The organism is Anaerocolumna sp., assembly GCF_032079385.1.
Classification (GTDB): Bacteria; Bacillota; Clostridia; order Lachnospirales; family Lachnospiraceae; genus Anaerocolumna.
The window spans coordinates 1-16,891 of record NZ_DAMAUC010000015.1; the positions used below are offsets into that span (position 1 = coordinate 1).

The following is a 16,891-nucleotide window of genomic DNA, read 5'->3' on the forward strand; positions in this document are numbered from 1 at the left end:
TTAAAAATTGAGATGTTGAATAATAGGTGCTACTTGCACCTATTATTTACGGGGCGAAGCCGAGGAGTTCTCAATTTTTAAATATGTTTTAAGCGATTACTATCGTATTAGAACCATCGAATTTCTATATGGAACAAGCAATATACAATATCCCCCACTCTCTATGGTCTGAATAACCCATATTGGGCAAAGCGTACTATTGTTAACAACCTAAATTTTAATATAGATTAAATAAAACTCTTTCCCTTAATTCCAGTTCTTCTGTTCCATAGTAACCGGCTTTATTCTCAATATAGAAATGAATGTTTCTTAGATTCTCATTTGTAAAGAGGCTTCTTTTATAGTGAGCGGTATAAGTGTTACCATTTTCCAATTTTATTAAACTTTCGCCATCTTTATTTAGAAACTCACTGTTCATTTTATTGCCATGCTTATCATATATCTCCAGTTTATCTCCGCCGGCAATCTGAACTTTTACTCCAAGTTCCTGACTGGATAGGTTAAAATCCCATGGAATAAATTCAATTTCAAGAATATCATCTGTTCCATAGACTTCATCTGGGGTAAAGACACATTCTTCCTCATTCAGAATCTCGATTATAGGTGGTTCGATGGATGCTTTGTACGCTGCTATCATTGTGTTTACAAATAGCTTAACCTCCATTTCACTATCTCCAACCTTGGAATGACCGACGCCGGAGTAAGTAATGTTACCTTTATTATAAATATAATAATAGTTGGAAGCATCATTTGGTGACATACCATAAATATCAGCAGTACTTCCATCAATGTTTCCTTTACTCAGGCAATACCATACAACGATACCTGGATCTTCCAGGTTAAGTTGAAAATATTGAGCATGGGTATCTGCCACTTTGATTGTATCGTCAATTACATAAGGGTAATTGGTAATCTGTCCCTGATTCAATTTTGTAACCGTTGTTGTTACATTATTGTCAGCACTTGGACTTAATCCTTTAAATGTAAGATTCACATTATTATCTGCAATTCTTTTTAGCGCATATGCATTGTATCCATGAATCTGGGGATATAAAACTCCGGTTGGTGACATTGCTATATCATTATATTCTTTTAATATTCCACCGGAATTTCGTACACCAAAACGATCCATTCCTAATATATCTCTAAAATCCCTGTTAAAAAAATATCCAAACTCATTTGTTTGAGAACTTTCATTATTAAAAGAAGTAATATCATGTGTAAAGAGAACACTTTTCCCTTTTTCAATAAAATAATTTATATTGTTTAGTGCGGATTCATTCTTTATAGGTCCATATATATCACTAAAGCCAAGAATCAGCATATTATAATTTTTTAATTTATCCGTATTCTTTTTGGTTTCTTCAGAACTTATGTCAAAACTATTAGATCTTGGATACATATTTTCGAAATCTTTTATAGTCTTTGTTTCAAAAATAACTTTGAAGTCATTTAGATTCTCCGTAAACTTACGAAATTGGGTGTTATTTTGAAGGATTAATGTTGAACTGCTATTCTGATTAATCTGTAAGACACGAATGGTTTCTTTCTCGGAATCCGATCGTTTCACAGCTGAAAAGCCGGATATTTCATCTCGATTTTCTGGCTGATTCTGGTCAACAATTTGCAGTTTCCAAGGTATGACTCCAAAGTAGTCCTTAGCTAATCGTTTTGTTAGTTTATGTGGTTTGTTTGGAGTAACCCCTGTTTGAATCATATTAAGTTCTGTCTCGTCAAATCTTCCATCTGAGTTGGCATCAATATAAAGTTTTACCAGAAACGTTTTACTACTGTCTTTCTCAAGAATTGTGTAGTTATAAACCAGGTTTCTAAAATTAATATTACTGCCATTAATGTAATTATCGACACTAATGGTTCCATTAGTGAATGTGCCCTTGTAGGGAACAGGCGCTGAGTTAATCTGTAAAGTTGGCTTATCCGTATTAATCTTACTTTGGATATTCCAAGCAGGCAGTTCTGCTACATTTAATAGATTCTCTCTTCCTTTATTCTCTTTTATTAAAGCATATATATTGGATGTCTTATCAGCTACAAGCTCTGTCAGGTCAGATCCTGTATGATACAGCTTGGAATCCACAAATACCGGATATCCTGCTTTTATAAAATCATTTAATTCCCTTTTTTTCTGTTTTGTAATATCATTCCCAGGCATCCTGGTCGTATTTCTTATTGAAGAATTCGTTCCTCCTGGAAGCCAATTTACTCCAAAACGGTTGCCTTTAATCAAATCTCCCACATGAAGATAAATCTTCCCATCCAGTGCATTGTCATTGTAATCCGGCAAATCTATGTACAGTGGAGCATCGGAGGAGCTCTTTCCATAATCCGGATTTCTTTGCGACCTTGTATTATATCCTCCGCAATTCATTCCCATATAAATTCCGTTATAAGTACTGTTCAAATCTTCTATTTTTCCCACAAATTCAGCAGAAGTCATATGTACAATATCAATTGTCCCTATATAATTAGGTAATAGCGTACGCAATTTATATGTGTTTAATGTAAACTCACTGGTTGGTTCGATATTCAATATCTTTAGAGGCATATCCTGAAGAGAATCATCCTTTTGAGGTCCAAGAATAAATTCCACTGCATTAGCAGGGATATCTTTCACATTCTTCTCCCTTACATAATCAAAAAATTCTTCCGTATATTTTGTTTCCCCTATCTTATCATTCACAAAATTTTGTGATAAACTGCAGTCGCCATTATAAGTATAGATTCTTCCGGCAACACTTACATTTCCGTTCATATTAGGATTTAGCCTGAATTCTTCCCACAAAGAATCCCAATGAGTATTCCATGCCAGTGAACCATCTTTCTGGGTAGGCATAAAGGTACTTTGGCACCAATAATTTCTTCCGTCTCCTTTTTGATTTACGAAGGACCCATTCTTTATTAATGCTTCCGGATTCTCATTTAGAAATAGATTATAAAATAGAACGGGATTCATAGTTCTTGACATTAAAGCAAGCTTAAAAACATTGTTAGAATTGCCCCATTCACTTCCATTCGTATGATTTGTTGCATTACCATAATAATCTGTCTGATAAGGAATCACCAGTTTTCTTGTGCTGCTTGGCGGATTCGTGTATACAGTCCAATCAAATATAATAGCCGCATAGTCTTTCTCAATATTCACTTTCTTAAATATGCGGACAACTGCCTCCCAGCTTAAGTCGTTGCTGCCAAATCCATCCCAGGGATGAGGGCCTGCTGACTTACCTGCAAGATTATATTTTTCCCATACTTCAGGCAGATTACTGATATGAGATTTTGGACTAATGGATATTAAATCTGCTCTGTCTATCCATTCCAGCTGCTTATTTAAATCCTTAGGCTCCACGGTTTTTACCATGATATGATAGTCTTTTATATCATTTACTGATGCCTCTAATACATCCTTTAAGAAGTAATTATGATTGGTATATGTATAAGCATAACCTTCTTTAAACTGGTTATCTGTCCGGCTTGTATAAACTTTGTCACCAACGAATTCCAGTTTCCTCTTACTTTCCACTTTATCCTCAGTCATACCAAAAACAGTTTTCCAGACTATATTTCCATGACTACCCACCTTGACATAATTAATCTGTCCCGTTGTTTTATCAACAACTTCCTGAAATAGACCTTCATTTTCTCCTACTCTTTCATAGAATCCGTACAGTGTCTTCTCACCATTTTGGATAATCCAGTCTGATGGAATCCCTTTTTCATCCGGAAATTGATACTGTTTACCCCAAACTGCGGAGGAGGCTTGGGTTGCTGTTACCGTTGTCATATCACTCGAGTAACGGAGCCTATCCATATCAACTGGTTCACATCCATCTATTAAATATCCAATCTCTCCATACCCTTCATAAGGGACAATCTCAAGTATGACAAATGGATTGTTCTTTGCCCCCTTTTCACCGGATTCATTTGGAACCGTGTCAGTTGCCACTTCTCCTTTTGAGATAACTGCTGCCTGTACCCACATTATTATCTGAGGCATAATGATAAGAAAAGAAAGAATCAACCCGGTTACAAAAGTATATTTTAAGACCTTATAAAATTTAATATTATTACGCTTTCCTTCTCTTTTCAATTTTTTCAAATGAACGAACCTCCTTCCATTATGGTACAGGTTTTATCCTGTTTCTCAAGGTAATGACTTGATTCTTTAGTTCAAAAGTACTATTGTCTTTTTTCAGGCTTATAGATACCTGGATTTGATTATTAGAATCATCGGCTCCTGTATCCATCACTTGAAATTCTTCAACATATTTGCCTAATAATTCTTTGTTGCCAATCAGAGTACCATCCGGGGTAAATTTTTTAAAATCAAGCTGGTGTCTGGTGATATCTAAAAGAATAACGTAAATAACATCTTCCTGATATATTGTAAGTTCACCTTTGGGATCGAATTTTACATTATATCCTTCTATAATCAAATCATTCATTTGGTTCATAATCATCTGTGCCTCTGTCTGCAAGGCCACCTCTTCATTTAAGTTTCTATAATTTCTGGAGCTATAACTCATGATTAAAGCTAAAGAGACCATAACAATTGCTAAAATAGAAACGACTGCTAACATTTCAATAAATGTAAAGCCTCTATTATCTTTTTCTCTCTGTGCCATAGGGGTTCCCCCTTTTCTTCCTAATAAACTTCATGCCTGCCCGTCTCTTTTATACATTGAAGCACTGAACTTCGACTGGAATAAGTGAATTTAATACTACTATAATTAGATGAGAATGCACCGGAACTTCGGTTAAAACTGATGACAATACTCTCTCCGCTTTCTAATAGTTTCTCTGTGCCCCCATTTTCCGTATAACAAATAGACATCTTACGGCCTATTTTTTTACCCGAATCCGAATCCAATTCTGCCAGAGTACCGTCCTGTTCACTGGATACTTTCATATAAACTCCATTGTCATAATAATAAATATGCAGATAAGATTTTGAACTCTTTGCCATTGTATCCAGCCGCAGCTTATCCAGAACTACATCTACACTTTTTGCCGCTTTTTTAGTGTCTGCCATGGTAACTTGATTTAGTAATAGTAAGACTCCTGTTGTGATGATCGCGACTATTCCCAACGCTATGATTAGTTCAATCAGTGTGTATCCTTTATTACCACGTGCCATAAACTTACACCTCTTATTCTCCGTTCAATTTCCAGTTTTCATAGCCAATTAATTCAGAAACTATAATCCGTCCATTATCCTCCAGGCTGTCGGCTCCCTCCTGATTGTTCACCACCACATTTCGAAAAATTGTATTTAATTCAGTATTCTTATTTATAATAGCATTTACAACCTGTTTTGAAGCCGTTACTGTGGATTCTGCAGAAAGAATGATGTCCCCTCCTGCCAGGATCAGTCCGGTAAAGCTTCCATTTACAATAACATTCCCGGTTGCAATAACAATTCCCTGCATGCCAAATGTTGTGGTAAAATCACCGTCTACAACATAAGCTTTATGACTGCTGTCTATAGTATAAACTTTATTTGTGGAGGGTAAGATCTTTGAAGTGTCTATAATAGAGCGAAATACTGAGGATGAGTCATATACTACCCCCAAATGAAGCTCCGAAAGTTCCTGTGACAGAACCTTATATCTTTCCTTTAATTGATCTGACATAGATTGCATTGTACTTCCATCCGGTGCCACGGTACTTTCCACAAGCCCTACACCGCTTTCCTCCTGGTATGTAAGTAAATGTCCCGGAGACATAATCAATGAGGATGTAGTATTTACGGATATACTGCTTGCAAAACTCTTAATTCTGGCTTCCATTTTGCTGTCTTCGTCTAATTGCTGCCTGCTATAATATTTTTTTAAATATTCATTGGCTTTCTCTTCGTTAGCAAATGCAAGAAAAAAGAATACCTCTTTACGGGTTCCATGGCTATAGAATACGGTAGTGTAACCATTGGCATAATCAGCAATCTCCGGAGTCAGAGAAACCATAGGAATGTCTCCTAAACCATCTGTTTTATTTTTCCTTTTTAAATATTTATCATAGGATACCGGATTCCCTACATTCTTAGGTTCTGCCGAATTGGAATCAACATCCCGCCATAAGCATTGACTTGGCACCAAATAAGCATACTGGTTTCCTCTTACTGCCAAAGATTCTCCTGTCCGAATGTCTCCCTGCCTGGTTTCACTATATTCATTACCGCCAGTACTTGGATCAAGATACGCCCTTCCTGCTATAAGCAAGCGGTCCAGATCTGACAAATTAAGGCTCGATTTAAGTCCATTTATTATAACTGCACTGCTTTTATCTGGAATATGTTCATTACCATATCCATAATATTCACCGGATAAAGTAACATCACTTTTCTTTGCTCCAAGTGTCAGATCATTTTCTACATAGCATTTACCACTAATCTGAATGGTGGTGGGCATTTCTGTACCAACATTTACATTCTGGGATGTGGTAATATTTTTTACCCAAATATTGGGACTGTCAAGAATCTGCAGGATGCTTCGATTCTTAACATCAATATTACCTCTTGTAATAATATTGCTTCCCTGCCCCATAGTCAGGGAAGATGCATTCTCCAGAACAATTCCTCCATAACCGGCATAAGCATTTCCGTATACTTTAACTCGGTTCACCGTATTAAGGGATATACTATGGTCCGCTATGAGACCATAGTCAGCAAATACATTGGTACCGCTGTTGGAGGCGTGAAAAGCCATGTCCGGAACCGTAATCTTTATATCGGTGGATAAGGTTGTTTTATAATTCTCGCTGTTTATGTAACTTAGCTTTATATTCTTAATAATTATATATTCGGGTTTACCCGGGTTCTCTACATCTATTACTAATTTATTTTCCCCCAAGCTGGCATTCGTAATTAATGTGGCATCCGGCTCCTTTATGTATCCCCGGATTGTTGCTGGTTCATATGCAGTTAAATCAATACCATCTCCCAGTTTCTTCGCAATCTCGGTTATAAAAGTCTGTGAGAACAGGCTCTCTTTATCTATGGTTTCGTCCAAATAATTCTCCATTGCATCATTATAAGCTATCTCTAATGAAGCAGCAGTAACTTCTTCAATTCCCGCCCGAATCTCTGATAAAGCAGTTTCTGCATCATAAAAATTTGCCTTTGATTTCTGATTTATACTCTTCATTTGGACATTGTTCAATGTTACCGTCAGTAATAAAGAAGATAGAATCGTTAGAAAAGCAATACATACAATAATAATAATCAAAGCAGAACCTTCATTATTTAGATAATAATGCTTATCTTTCCTCATCCTTATTCCTCCTTGGTTGTATGAAAGGTTACACAGGGAACAGCTGTCTCATAATCCGCGCCTGCAGAAAATAGTTTTACCGTAACATCATACAACCTGGTTTTCGCCTCTTTCTTAACCAAAGGGCTTGTTAATGATACATTACTATATACAGGTACAAATCCAGGGTTATCAAGCACAATACCATAATCGGTGTCTTGACTGACAAGAAATAAGTCCATAGTTTCTGTTATAGTACTGTCTTTTTGTATCGTAACTTTATCATGCAGGATTGGCTTATAGAATACATAGATTCCATTCATATCACGATTATAATCTGTCTCTTTTAAAACATAACTTTCGCTGCCGCTTCCAGGTACGGCTTCGCAATTATATACTGCCTGCACTCTAACTTTGATGTTTCCACTTAGATTCCTGATAGTAACCTGAATATCCCGGCTTAGATTTATTCTGACATCATCTTCCGAATACTCACCTACCGTATATCCTGTATCGGTCTTCGTCTGTTCCCGGTACCACCTGTAATTATTATATAATACAGTGATTGCCATGGAGGTCTCATGGTTCTCTGTGGCAATTACATTCTTTATTTCATTAATATCTGTGATAATAGGCATTTTATAATTATTATAACCCACCGGATCTCCATCAGGATTAACCTCTTTGTAAACATCCTTATCCATGATTATTTGTATATCATATTTATTCTTTCCGTCCTGAATCAACTTCTTCGTATAGATTGTTTTATCACCATGGACGATTGTATTATCATTATAGGTAGAGGCAATTTCAAGAAACGTTTTTGACTTTACATCTTCCGCAATATTCTGTGCCAAAATAGTTTCCTGCTGCACTTTTTTTGCTTTTGCATTCACTCTGGCCGAAACAAGAAAATTCTTTAGCAGGGGACCGAAGACAAGTGCAATAATTGCTATACAAACCAGAAGTTCTACTAAAGAGAATCCTTTATCATCTATTGGGAATATTCTTTTTCCTTCTCTGTCCATGGCACCCTCCACATTTATTTTATTCTTTATGTACAGACTATCTATTCTACCGGAAGTTCGAAAGTTCCAAAGATATTATCCGTCCCCAATTCAATTCCATTGATATCGAATGGCTCTGTTTCCCGGTCACCTCCTGATAGCATAAACAGATCTATTGTTATGGTTCCTGTCAGGTTGCCCGTTGTACTATCAAATGCAGCGGTAATAGACTGAATCCTCATTTTCTCATGATAATTATTTATGAAATCAATGGCCTTTTTTAACCCGCCATAATTAGTCTGATAATTTATAGTAATAGATGACTGATATCCTTTTAAACCATTACCTTCTGCTGTCACATCTGCTGTATTTTCTACATTGGATGTATCACTGGATGTATCCTTGGATGTGCCGTTAGCAGTCTGATTAGTTGAATTGGCCATTTCCTTCGAATCATAAATTTCATTGATATTGCCAAATGAGATGGCACTTACTATCATCCCTGCTTCCTTCTCCAATTTCGTAACAAATATGGTGTTCTTATCCTGAGTCATGGAAGCTGCCAAGTGATTAAACATATTCTGAGTATCTGCTATCATCTTATTGGTTTCTTCCATATATTTTTCTCTTGCAACATCTTTTTGTTTTAAATCATTCAATTTCACATTTAATTCCAGATTCTCGCTGCTCAAGGCATCTGTTTTCTCAGTAAGTTTCACATAACCAAATTGATAGGAAAAGAATAAGATAATAAATATAAGCAGAATAAACAGTAAATTCTTTTCTCTCTCTGACAGTTTTCTAATTACCTCCATCCTTATCCCCCTCTGTAAAATTGTCTTTATATTTAGCGGATACAGTAAACTCTACTGTGATGCTGCCATTTTCATCCCTTTGTTCCGTAATACTCTCTGTTTTCACTTCAGCAAGGGAAGCAATTGATTTTAATTGAATTAATGCTTTGGCTGCTTCTGTTTTAGAAATTGTTTTTATATTTAAGGAAATTTGATCATCTGTTATATTCATGGTATTGATATTGCTTTTAGATGGCAATTTATCTTCCAACTCTGTAATAAGTATATTTAACTGCTCATTATTTCCCATGGTACGATCATACATAGCCTTTATGCTGCTATACTGATTTTTAGCCTCTTTATGGCTCTTATAGATCTGTTCTGCTTCTGCCAATTCCTTAATCTGAGCTTCCATCCCATCTTTTTCCAGCAGCTCAATTCGATATCCTATAAAAGCCGTTAAAAGAAATATAAAACTAATAGCAACAGAGCCTCCAAGAAGAACTCTTCTTAAGTGAACCGTACTCTTTCTTTCTACAGTAATTAAGTAGTCCTTGGGTATAAAATTGATCGGATTCACGGCCGCACCGATACAGGAGAGGTAATCACCCTGATTTTCAGCCTTAAGATTAACATCCTTACCAAAAGTTATACCATAAAGAGTTTTTATCTTTTCTGTATGAATCCCTGTCTCGTTAGAGAGTAATTCACTGAGTCCTTTTATTTTGATACCCTGTCCTGTAAGATACATGGTATGAATCTTCTTTTCTTCATTTCTTGAAAGATAGTAATCCAAAACCCTGATAATATTATTAACAAGAAGATATAGAGACTCTGTCAGCTCTTGCCTGGCAGCACTTTCTAACCCATTACCTGAATATTCTTTGGGATATTCTAAGGTAATCGCTGCTGTTTCCTCTAGATGAGATTCGAATTGTCTATTTATCAACCCTTTGCTGCTTAACAGCTGCAATGCTTCATTGTCGTTGCTAACCTCATAATACTCACCATTTACTAATGTGTTAGTAATAGAACTGGTACCATATTGAATGGTACGCTGAAAGGTTAGTACACCTCCCTCAATAATACTAAGAAGAGTAGAATCTTCCTGTATCTGGGCAATTAATCCGGTTTCAGTTCCACCCTGCTTCTTACAGACCTGAAATGTACTATTACCAATATAGTCAACCGCTTCTACCTGGTAGCCAAGCATTTTAGCTACACTATAATAATTCTTGATCAAATGATTTGGTGCTGCTAATACAGATATTCTTAACTTTTTCTCTTTTCCATTTATTATTTTTTCTAATATTCCATATGTAATCGTATATTCTGATATTTCCACAGGAAAATAATCCGTGGCATTGGTTTCTATAATATCTTTTATCCGATTCTCTCTTACATAGGGAATTACAATTTCACGATTGGCAATCTTGGTTGATGCAATGGTGAAAACAACTCTGGTGCTCTTCATCTTTGCTTCAACAATCTTCTCTTTTGCTGTATCAACAAACTTTTCCTTATTACGGATGAATCCGTCTTCATAGGTATCTTCCGGTGTTGGAAAGGAAATACATTGATATACCCTGGGGTTTTTCTTTTTATATTCAACTTCACAAATTCTGGTAATGTGAAGTCCGATCTCTATGCTTATTACTTTGTTTGACATACTTAAAACCATGCTCCTTTCAAGGTTTAGCAGCTTTGTGTATAGCATAAACTTCAAGCTTAAAGAATAGAACTCTTTAAACTTTTCCACCAGTACAATCCGCTTATGTATATAACCCTATATACCAATCCATTATTGGCTTTCCATATAAAATAGCAATCATAATACCTGCTGAAAGATAAGGACCAAAAGCTAATACCTTATCCTCTTTACTTATTCTCATTCTAAATAAATGAATCACGGATCCCAGGATACATCCAATTACAAAAGCTAATATATTGTACTTCCATCCAAGGATTAACCCACTTACGGCCATAAGCTTAATGTCTCCTCCCCCAATTCCTTTCCCTCTGGTTATGATATAGACAAGAAACAGGAAACCACTGACGCACATAAAGCCTAAAATATAATCCATATAGTTCTTAAGATCATATAGCACCCGTATAATACCTGCTATTCCCAGGAATATATTAATCCCTGCCGGTATCTCATACGTTCCGAAATCAATAACACTCAGTACAATAAGTGCTGATGCACATAAACAATATATTACACTCTCCGGAGTTAGTCCATGTATTAAAAATACCCACACATAAAGAACCCCGTTCAATCCTTCTATAATAGGATATTGTATGGATATTTTACTGCCGCACTTTCTGCATCTTCCTCTTAAGAAAAGATAACTGAATATAGGAAATAGCTCATACCACTGTAATCGGTGTCCGCATTGAGTACAGTGGGAAGGTGTTGTAACGATATCCTCTTTTAAAGGGATACGGTAAATGCAGACATTAAGAAAGCTGCCAATTATGATACCGTATAGAAAGATAATAACGCAGATGAGTGGCTTCGGGTTCATGGGTAGACTCCTTTTTTAATAACATCAAACAAGAACAAGGTCTTGTTTGATGTTTGCAGTTAATTATTTATATTGTGTTCCAACTGTTGGATATAGAATAAGAGCTTTCCTCTGATTATCATCAGTAGGTCTCTCATTTCCGGCATAGATCTCATATGAATTATTGCCGAGATCAACATAAACAAAAAAATCTTTATAAGTGTCAGGTTCATATTTGGGCAACGGTGCAGTTAAACCAAGAATTGATTTTATCTCTTTTTGAAATGCATTTGTTTCCGTATCGGCCTTATAGCAATCTGATACTTTGGTCGATGCTGCTGCATTATACGCTGTTTCATCAGCCAATGCCACACCTACTGCTGTGGCTATTGTCTGAGCAGTTTGAATATCCGCTGCTTTTTTAGACTTAGCAAGATACTTAATCAATTGTGGTGATAACACACCTGCCAGTATTGCTATAATCGCAATAACGATAAGCAGTTCCACCAATGAGAATCCTTTGTTATGTAGTTTTCTTCTTTTTTCCTTTTTTTCTTCCCTTTCCATCTTTACTCTCCTTTTTAGTTTATTTTTTAATTATTTAGTAAATCTATTAATAATTATCAGGAAGCTCATGTTTTCCTAATAGATTATTCTTTTAGGGCTTATAGGTTATCTAGTCCTTCATACATGGCAAGCATTGGCTGCATAATTGCCATGATAATTATTCCAACCAGCAAAGCCAGAAAGATAATAATGGCAGGCTCTATAACGGCAGTTAATCTTTGTGCGGCAGCTTCCACTTCTTCATCATAGTAGTCTGCGACCTTTTCCAGCATGCTTTCAATATCACCGGATTCCTCTCCAATCTTAATCATTTGATAAACCATTGGAGGGAATATTCCTGCATTCTTAATAGGAATGGAAAGTGGTATTCCTTTCGCAACATCTTCTTTAGCCAAAAGCAGAGCATCTTTTGCAACTACGTTATCCATGGTTCTTGCAGTAATATCCAACGCTTCGATTACAGAGATACCAGCAGCCAGCAAAGTACTTAGTGTTCTGGTTAATATTGACGAATTAGACTTCATAATAAACTTTCCGTAGCAAGGTATCTTATAGGCTAGACGCCCGAGCGCCTCCCTGCCGGCAGAGGACTTTTTATACAATGAGAAACCAATTATAATAAAGGCTAACACAGTAACCAGTACATACCATCTTGCAATCATGAAATCACTGATTTTAATGACAAACCTGGTCATAAATGGCATGTCAATATTCATATCAGCAAACATGGACATAAAATTTGGAACAACAAAGAGCATCATAATTACTAAGACTGTTACAGCCACTAAACCTACGATAATTGGATATATCAAAGCCTTCTTCATCTGAAGCTTTAACTTTGTCTCTTTCTCAAAATGTATTGCCAGCCTCTCGAAAACAGTCTCCAGATCTCCTGAGGCTTCCCCTGCCTTAACCATATTCGTAAGAATAGAGGGAAATACTTTCTTTTGCTCCCTCATGGCATCTGCAAGACTCTCACCTTTTTCAACAGAAATCTGAACTTCTTTAATTGCTTCGGAAAGCACTTTATTCTCTGTTTGCTGAGTGAGTAAATCCAGTGCATTTACAACAGATACACCGGCAGTGAGTATACTTACAAACTGCCTGCAAAATACACTTAAATCTCTGGGTTTTACTGGATTCCCAATGCTTATGTTAATATTTTTATTTAATAAACTTTGCTTTTCCAATGTTACCGGAAGATAACCCTCTGCTTTTAATAAGAATTTTGCCTTCTCCACATCCATTGCTTCTATACTGCCTTTTTGTACTTTACCCTTCTTATTAATGACAAGATAAGAATAACTGTTCATTATAATCCTCCATTCTGCTGCAAACGCAAATTTGTGCTGCCGTACAAATGACTGTGTGGGAATCAAAATTTTCCACATTAGCTCCCATTGCATGCCGCGTCTGCTTGCAGACGAGGCACTGCCACAAATCAGGGTGTGAATTATGCATTTCAATAATTCACACTAGCCTCCTAGAATAATTTTCGCTCAAGCGCAATGGGATCCTGTGCGAAATGCAATGCATTTTCGGAATCAATCTTTCGTTTTATATATAGATTAAAAATTGCATCATCCATCATCTGCATGCCGGACTTTTTATTCGTTTGGATAATGGAAGGAATCTGGAATGCTTTTCCTTCTCTGATAAGATTTTTAACAGCTGTATTTCCATGCATAACCTCGAATGCTGCCACTCTTCCTTTCCCGCCTGAAAGTGGAATCAGCTGCTGAGATATTACAGCTTCTAAAACTGATGCCAGCTGGATACGAATCTGTTGCTGCTGATGAGGAGGAAAAACATCAATAATTCGGTCAATGGTATTAGCTGCACCAATTGTATGTAAGGTTGAGAATACCAGATGTCCTGTTTCAGCAGCCGTTATGGCGATGGAAATGGTATCCAAATCTCTCATTTCTCCAACTAGTATAACATCCGGGTCTTCTCGAAGAGCTGCTCTAAGGGCATTGCTATAGGATTGGCTATCCAGGCCTATCTCTCTCTGATTTACTATGGACTTTTTATGATGGTGCAGATATTCAATAGGGTCCTCTAAGGTAATTACATGGGTGTTATAATTGGAATTTATCACATCAATTAAGGAGGCCAGAGATGTTGATTTACCACTTCCTGTAGGTCCCGTTACTAGAACCAATCCTCGTTTCTTAGCTGTGAGTTCTACAACTGAACTTGGAATCCCCAGCTGTTCTGGTTTTGGAATTGTAGTACCCACCAGACGAATTGCCGTTGCATAGGAGCCTCTTTGCTTGAATACATTGACACGATATCTACCCAGGTTGGGAATAGAATAAGAAAAATCCACCTCTCCTTTCGTCTCTAAGACAGTTCTAAAATGTTCAGGAACAATTGGCATTATTAATTCCGATGTATCATTCGGCATATATTTTATGTCCCCAACATCCTGCAGCTCACCGTTGACCCTGCATTTTGGAGGCACCCCAACTGTAATATGGAGATCGGAGGCTCCTATATCCTTTGCAACCTGTAGTAATTCCTCTATAGTAACCATACCTTTTCCCTACTTTCTTTTACCTAATCATCAAATAATATTTTCTTCATTTCAGAAATGGAAGTAATACCATGCAATACTTTTTCTGACACACTGGTTTTCAAAGTTTTCATTCCTTCTGATAATGCCAGATTATTAATCATTAAGGCATTACCTTTTTTACTTACTAATTCTTTCAGTGCAGGTGTTAAAGGCATAATCTCATATATTCCGATACGGCCAAAATATCCCGTTTCATTACACATATGACATCCGGTTGCTTCATATATTACCTGTTCTTCATCCTCCTTAAGTCCAAGCAATTCCTTTTCCAATTTATTCGCCTGCTTTTCCTTCTTACAATATGGACATAATCTTCTCACTAACCGCTGTGCTATAACTCCAATAGTTGCATCAGCAATCAGGTAAGGTTCCACTTCCATGTCTTCTAGTCTTGTAATGCTGCTAGCCGCACTATTTGTATGAAGAGTACTTACTACAAGGTGTCCGGTAATGGAGGCTTTAATAGCAATCTCAGCAGTTTCATTATCTCTAATTTCACCAATCATGATAATATCCGGATCCTGCCTTAGGATGGATCTGAGAGCACTGGCAAATGTTAAATCTGCTTTTGGATTTACCTGAACCTGATTCACTCCGTCAATATTGGCTTCTACCGGATCTTCTACCGTAATAATATTAACATCTTCCTTGTTTAACTCACTAAGTGCTGTATAAAGGGTTGTGGACTTACCGCTTCCAGTGGGTCCGGTTACTAATATCATCCCATGAGGTTTAGAAAGAATGGCATTGAATTTCTCCATTTCTTCATCCGTAAAGCCAAGCTCCTTCTTGTCCTTTGTAAGACCTCTTTTAGAGGTAAGTCTCATTACTATCTTCTCTCCATAAATCGTTGGCAGTATCGACACACGAATATCGTACTCTTCTCTGTCTATGATCATGGCTATTCGCCCGTCCTGAGGCTTTCTCTTTTCAGAGATATCCATATCTCCCAAAATCTTAACTCTGGCTACAATTGCTGAAAGCAGGCTGTTGTCATATTTCATAATTTCTTTTAATATACCGTCAACCCGGTATCGTATACGTATTGTTTTCTCAAATGGTTCTATATGTATGTCGCTTGCCCTTTGCCTGACGGCCTGTTCAATCATGGTCTTTACTAATATTACAATAGGTGAATTATTTATATCTTCATTATTCTCTTTTTCTTCCTTCTCTTTGTCCAGTATCTCTTTTTCTTTGGTATATCGCTCTGCCACCTCCATGGCTTCCGCATTTCCATAATACCTATCTATTGTTGCTGCAATTTCTCTGGGAAGTGATATTACTGGTGCTATCTTAAAATTGGTTATGATAGAAAGATCATCAACAGCCAGAATATCCATAGGATCGGACATTGCTACCCTAAGGGTATTAGGATCCTTTTGATCAAATTCAAAAGGAATCAGCATATATTTTCGTAGTATCTGTTCGTTAACCATGTTAAGAATATCCTGTGGAATTTTAATACCAGTAAGCTGTACAATATCTATCTTAAGTTGTTTTTGAAGTGCTTTAGCAATGGCAAGTTCATTCACATAGCCTAAATCCACTAATGTTTCACCTAATTTGCGATTGCCTTTCTTTTGCTCTGATAAGGCAGTCTTAAGGTCCGTTTCCGTAATAAGACCTTCCTGGATTAATATATCACCTAGTCTTTTTTTATTTTTTCTAAAATCCATTCCTGCTCTCACCGATTCCTTTTATTTTTCAATCTTTTACCAATAGGACTTTAGTCCTATTGTATCATAAATCATATATATAATCACCTAAAATTAACAATTCAACAAAATTTTTATTAAAAAAGCAAAAAAAAGCAACTAAACAAAATAGAAATATTTTGTATTAGCTGCAACTGAACCACCATAGGGGCTATATATACTATACATGATATATTTTCCCCGACAGGCTTCTTGTTTTGCGTCCTTATCTTTCGATAAGTTTGCCCTGACTTATGATTTATATGATTATATTAAAATATGATACATTATAATTCTTTCCAATGCAACATAATTATGCACAAAAGATTACCATAAGTATTCTTGTAATCTCTGCCTTTTTAAGTTCAGCTATTTGTAACAATATAAAATTCTAGTCAACTTGCCGGTTTTCTTTCATATTTTTAGTCACATTTCACATTTTAGATTAAAACTCAGTCTTTGCATATTTACAA

At 36.4% G+C, this 16,891-nt stretch carries 12 protein-coding genes and 1 riboswitch; all 12 genes read right to left on the reverse strand.

Features of this window, described 5'->3' with window-relative positions; genetic code table 11:
* Nucleotides 1-217 precede the first annotated feature (217 nt).
* Nucleotides 218-4,117 (reverse strand): DUF5057 domain-containing protein, encoded by a 3,900-nt coding sequence (locus RT261_RS12895; protein ID WP_313133048.1) that lies wholly within the window; start codon nucleotides 4,115-4,117, stop codon nucleotides 218-220.
* 19 nt (nucleotides 4,118-4,136) lie between these two features.
* Nucleotides 4,137-4,643: a PulJ/GspJ family protein gene (locus RT261_RS12900; protein WP_313133049.1), complete on the reverse strand. Its 507-nt coding sequence runs from the start codon at nucleotides 4,641-4,643 to the stop codon at nucleotides 4,137-4,139.
* A gap of 20 nt (nucleotides 4,644-4,663) precedes the next feature.
* A complete protein-coding gene (locus RT261_RS12905; RefSeq protein ID WP_313133051.1) occupies nucleotides 4,664-5,155 on the reverse strand; it encodes a type II secretion system protein in 492 nt (163 codons plus the stop codon).
* Nucleotides 5,156-5,168: 13 nt separating this feature from the next.
* Nucleotides 5,169-7,286 (reverse strand): hypothetical protein, encoded by a 2,118-nt coding sequence (locus RT261_RS12910; RefSeq protein ID WP_313133052.1) that lies wholly within the window; start codon nucleotides 7,284-7,286, stop codon nucleotides 5,169-5,171.
* 2 nt (nucleotides 7,287-7,288) lie between these two features.
* Nucleotides 7,289-8,293, reverse strand: a complete 1,005-nt coding sequence (locus RT261_RS12915; protein ID WP_313133053.1) for a prepilin-type N-terminal cleavage/methylation domain-containing protein — start codon at nucleotides 8,291-8,293, stop codon at nucleotides 7,289-7,291.
* 41 nt (nucleotides 8,294-8,334) lie between these two features.
* Nucleotides 8,335-9,087 carry a hypothetical protein gene (locus RT261_RS12920; protein WP_313133054.1) on the reverse strand — a complete coding sequence of 251 codons (753 nt, stop codon included), beginning with the start codon at nucleotides 9,085-9,087 and terminating at the stop codon, nucleotides 8,335-8,337.
* The gene (gene pilM, locus RT261_RS12925) at nucleotides 9,074-10,735 is read right to left on the reverse strand and encodes a pilus assembly protein PilM (protein WP_313133055.1); all 1,662 of its coding nucleotides are present in this window, start codon (nucleotides 10,733-10,735) and stop codon (nucleotides 9,074-9,076) included. Before pilM ends, RT261_RS12920 begins: the two co-directional genes overlap by 14 nt.
* 103 nt (nucleotides 10,736-10,838) lie before the next feature.
* Complete coding sequence (locus RT261_RS12930; RefSeq protein ID WP_313133057.1) at nucleotides 10,839-11,594, reverse strand: prepilin peptidase; 756 nt, start codon at nucleotides 11,592-11,594, stop codon at nucleotides 10,839-10,841.
* Between the two features lie 63 nt (nucleotides 11,595-11,657).
* On the reverse strand, nucleotides 11,658-12,140 hold the full coding sequence (locus RT261_RS12935) for a prepilin-type N-terminal cleavage/methylation domain-containing protein (protein WP_313133059.1): 483 nt from the start codon (nucleotides 12,138-12,140) through the stop codon (nucleotides 11,658-11,660).
* Between the two features lie 98 nt (nucleotides 12,141-12,238).
* A complete protein-coding gene (locus RT261_RS12940) occupies nucleotides 12,239-13,453 on the reverse strand; it encodes a type II secretion system F family protein (protein ID WP_313133060.1) in 1,215 nt (404 codons plus the stop codon).
* Between the two features lie 170 nt (nucleotides 13,454-13,623).
* A complete protein-coding gene (locus tag RT261_RS12945; protein ID WP_313133062.1) occupies nucleotides 13,624-14,679 on the reverse strand; it encodes a type IV pilus twitching motility protein PilT in 1,056 nt (351 codons plus the stop codon).
* A gap of 23 nt (nucleotides 14,680-14,702) precedes the next feature.
* On the reverse strand, nucleotides 14,703-16,400 hold the full coding sequence (locus tag RT261_RS12950; RefSeq protein WP_313133063.1) for a GspE/PulE family protein: 1,698 nt from the start codon (nucleotides 16,398-16,400) through the stop codon (nucleotides 14,703-14,705).
* Between the two features lie 165 nt (nucleotides 16,401-16,565).
* Nucleotides 16,566-16,675, reverse strand: a riboswitch (cyclic di-GMP riboswitch).
* Nucleotides 16,676-16,891: the final 216 nt, after the last annotated feature.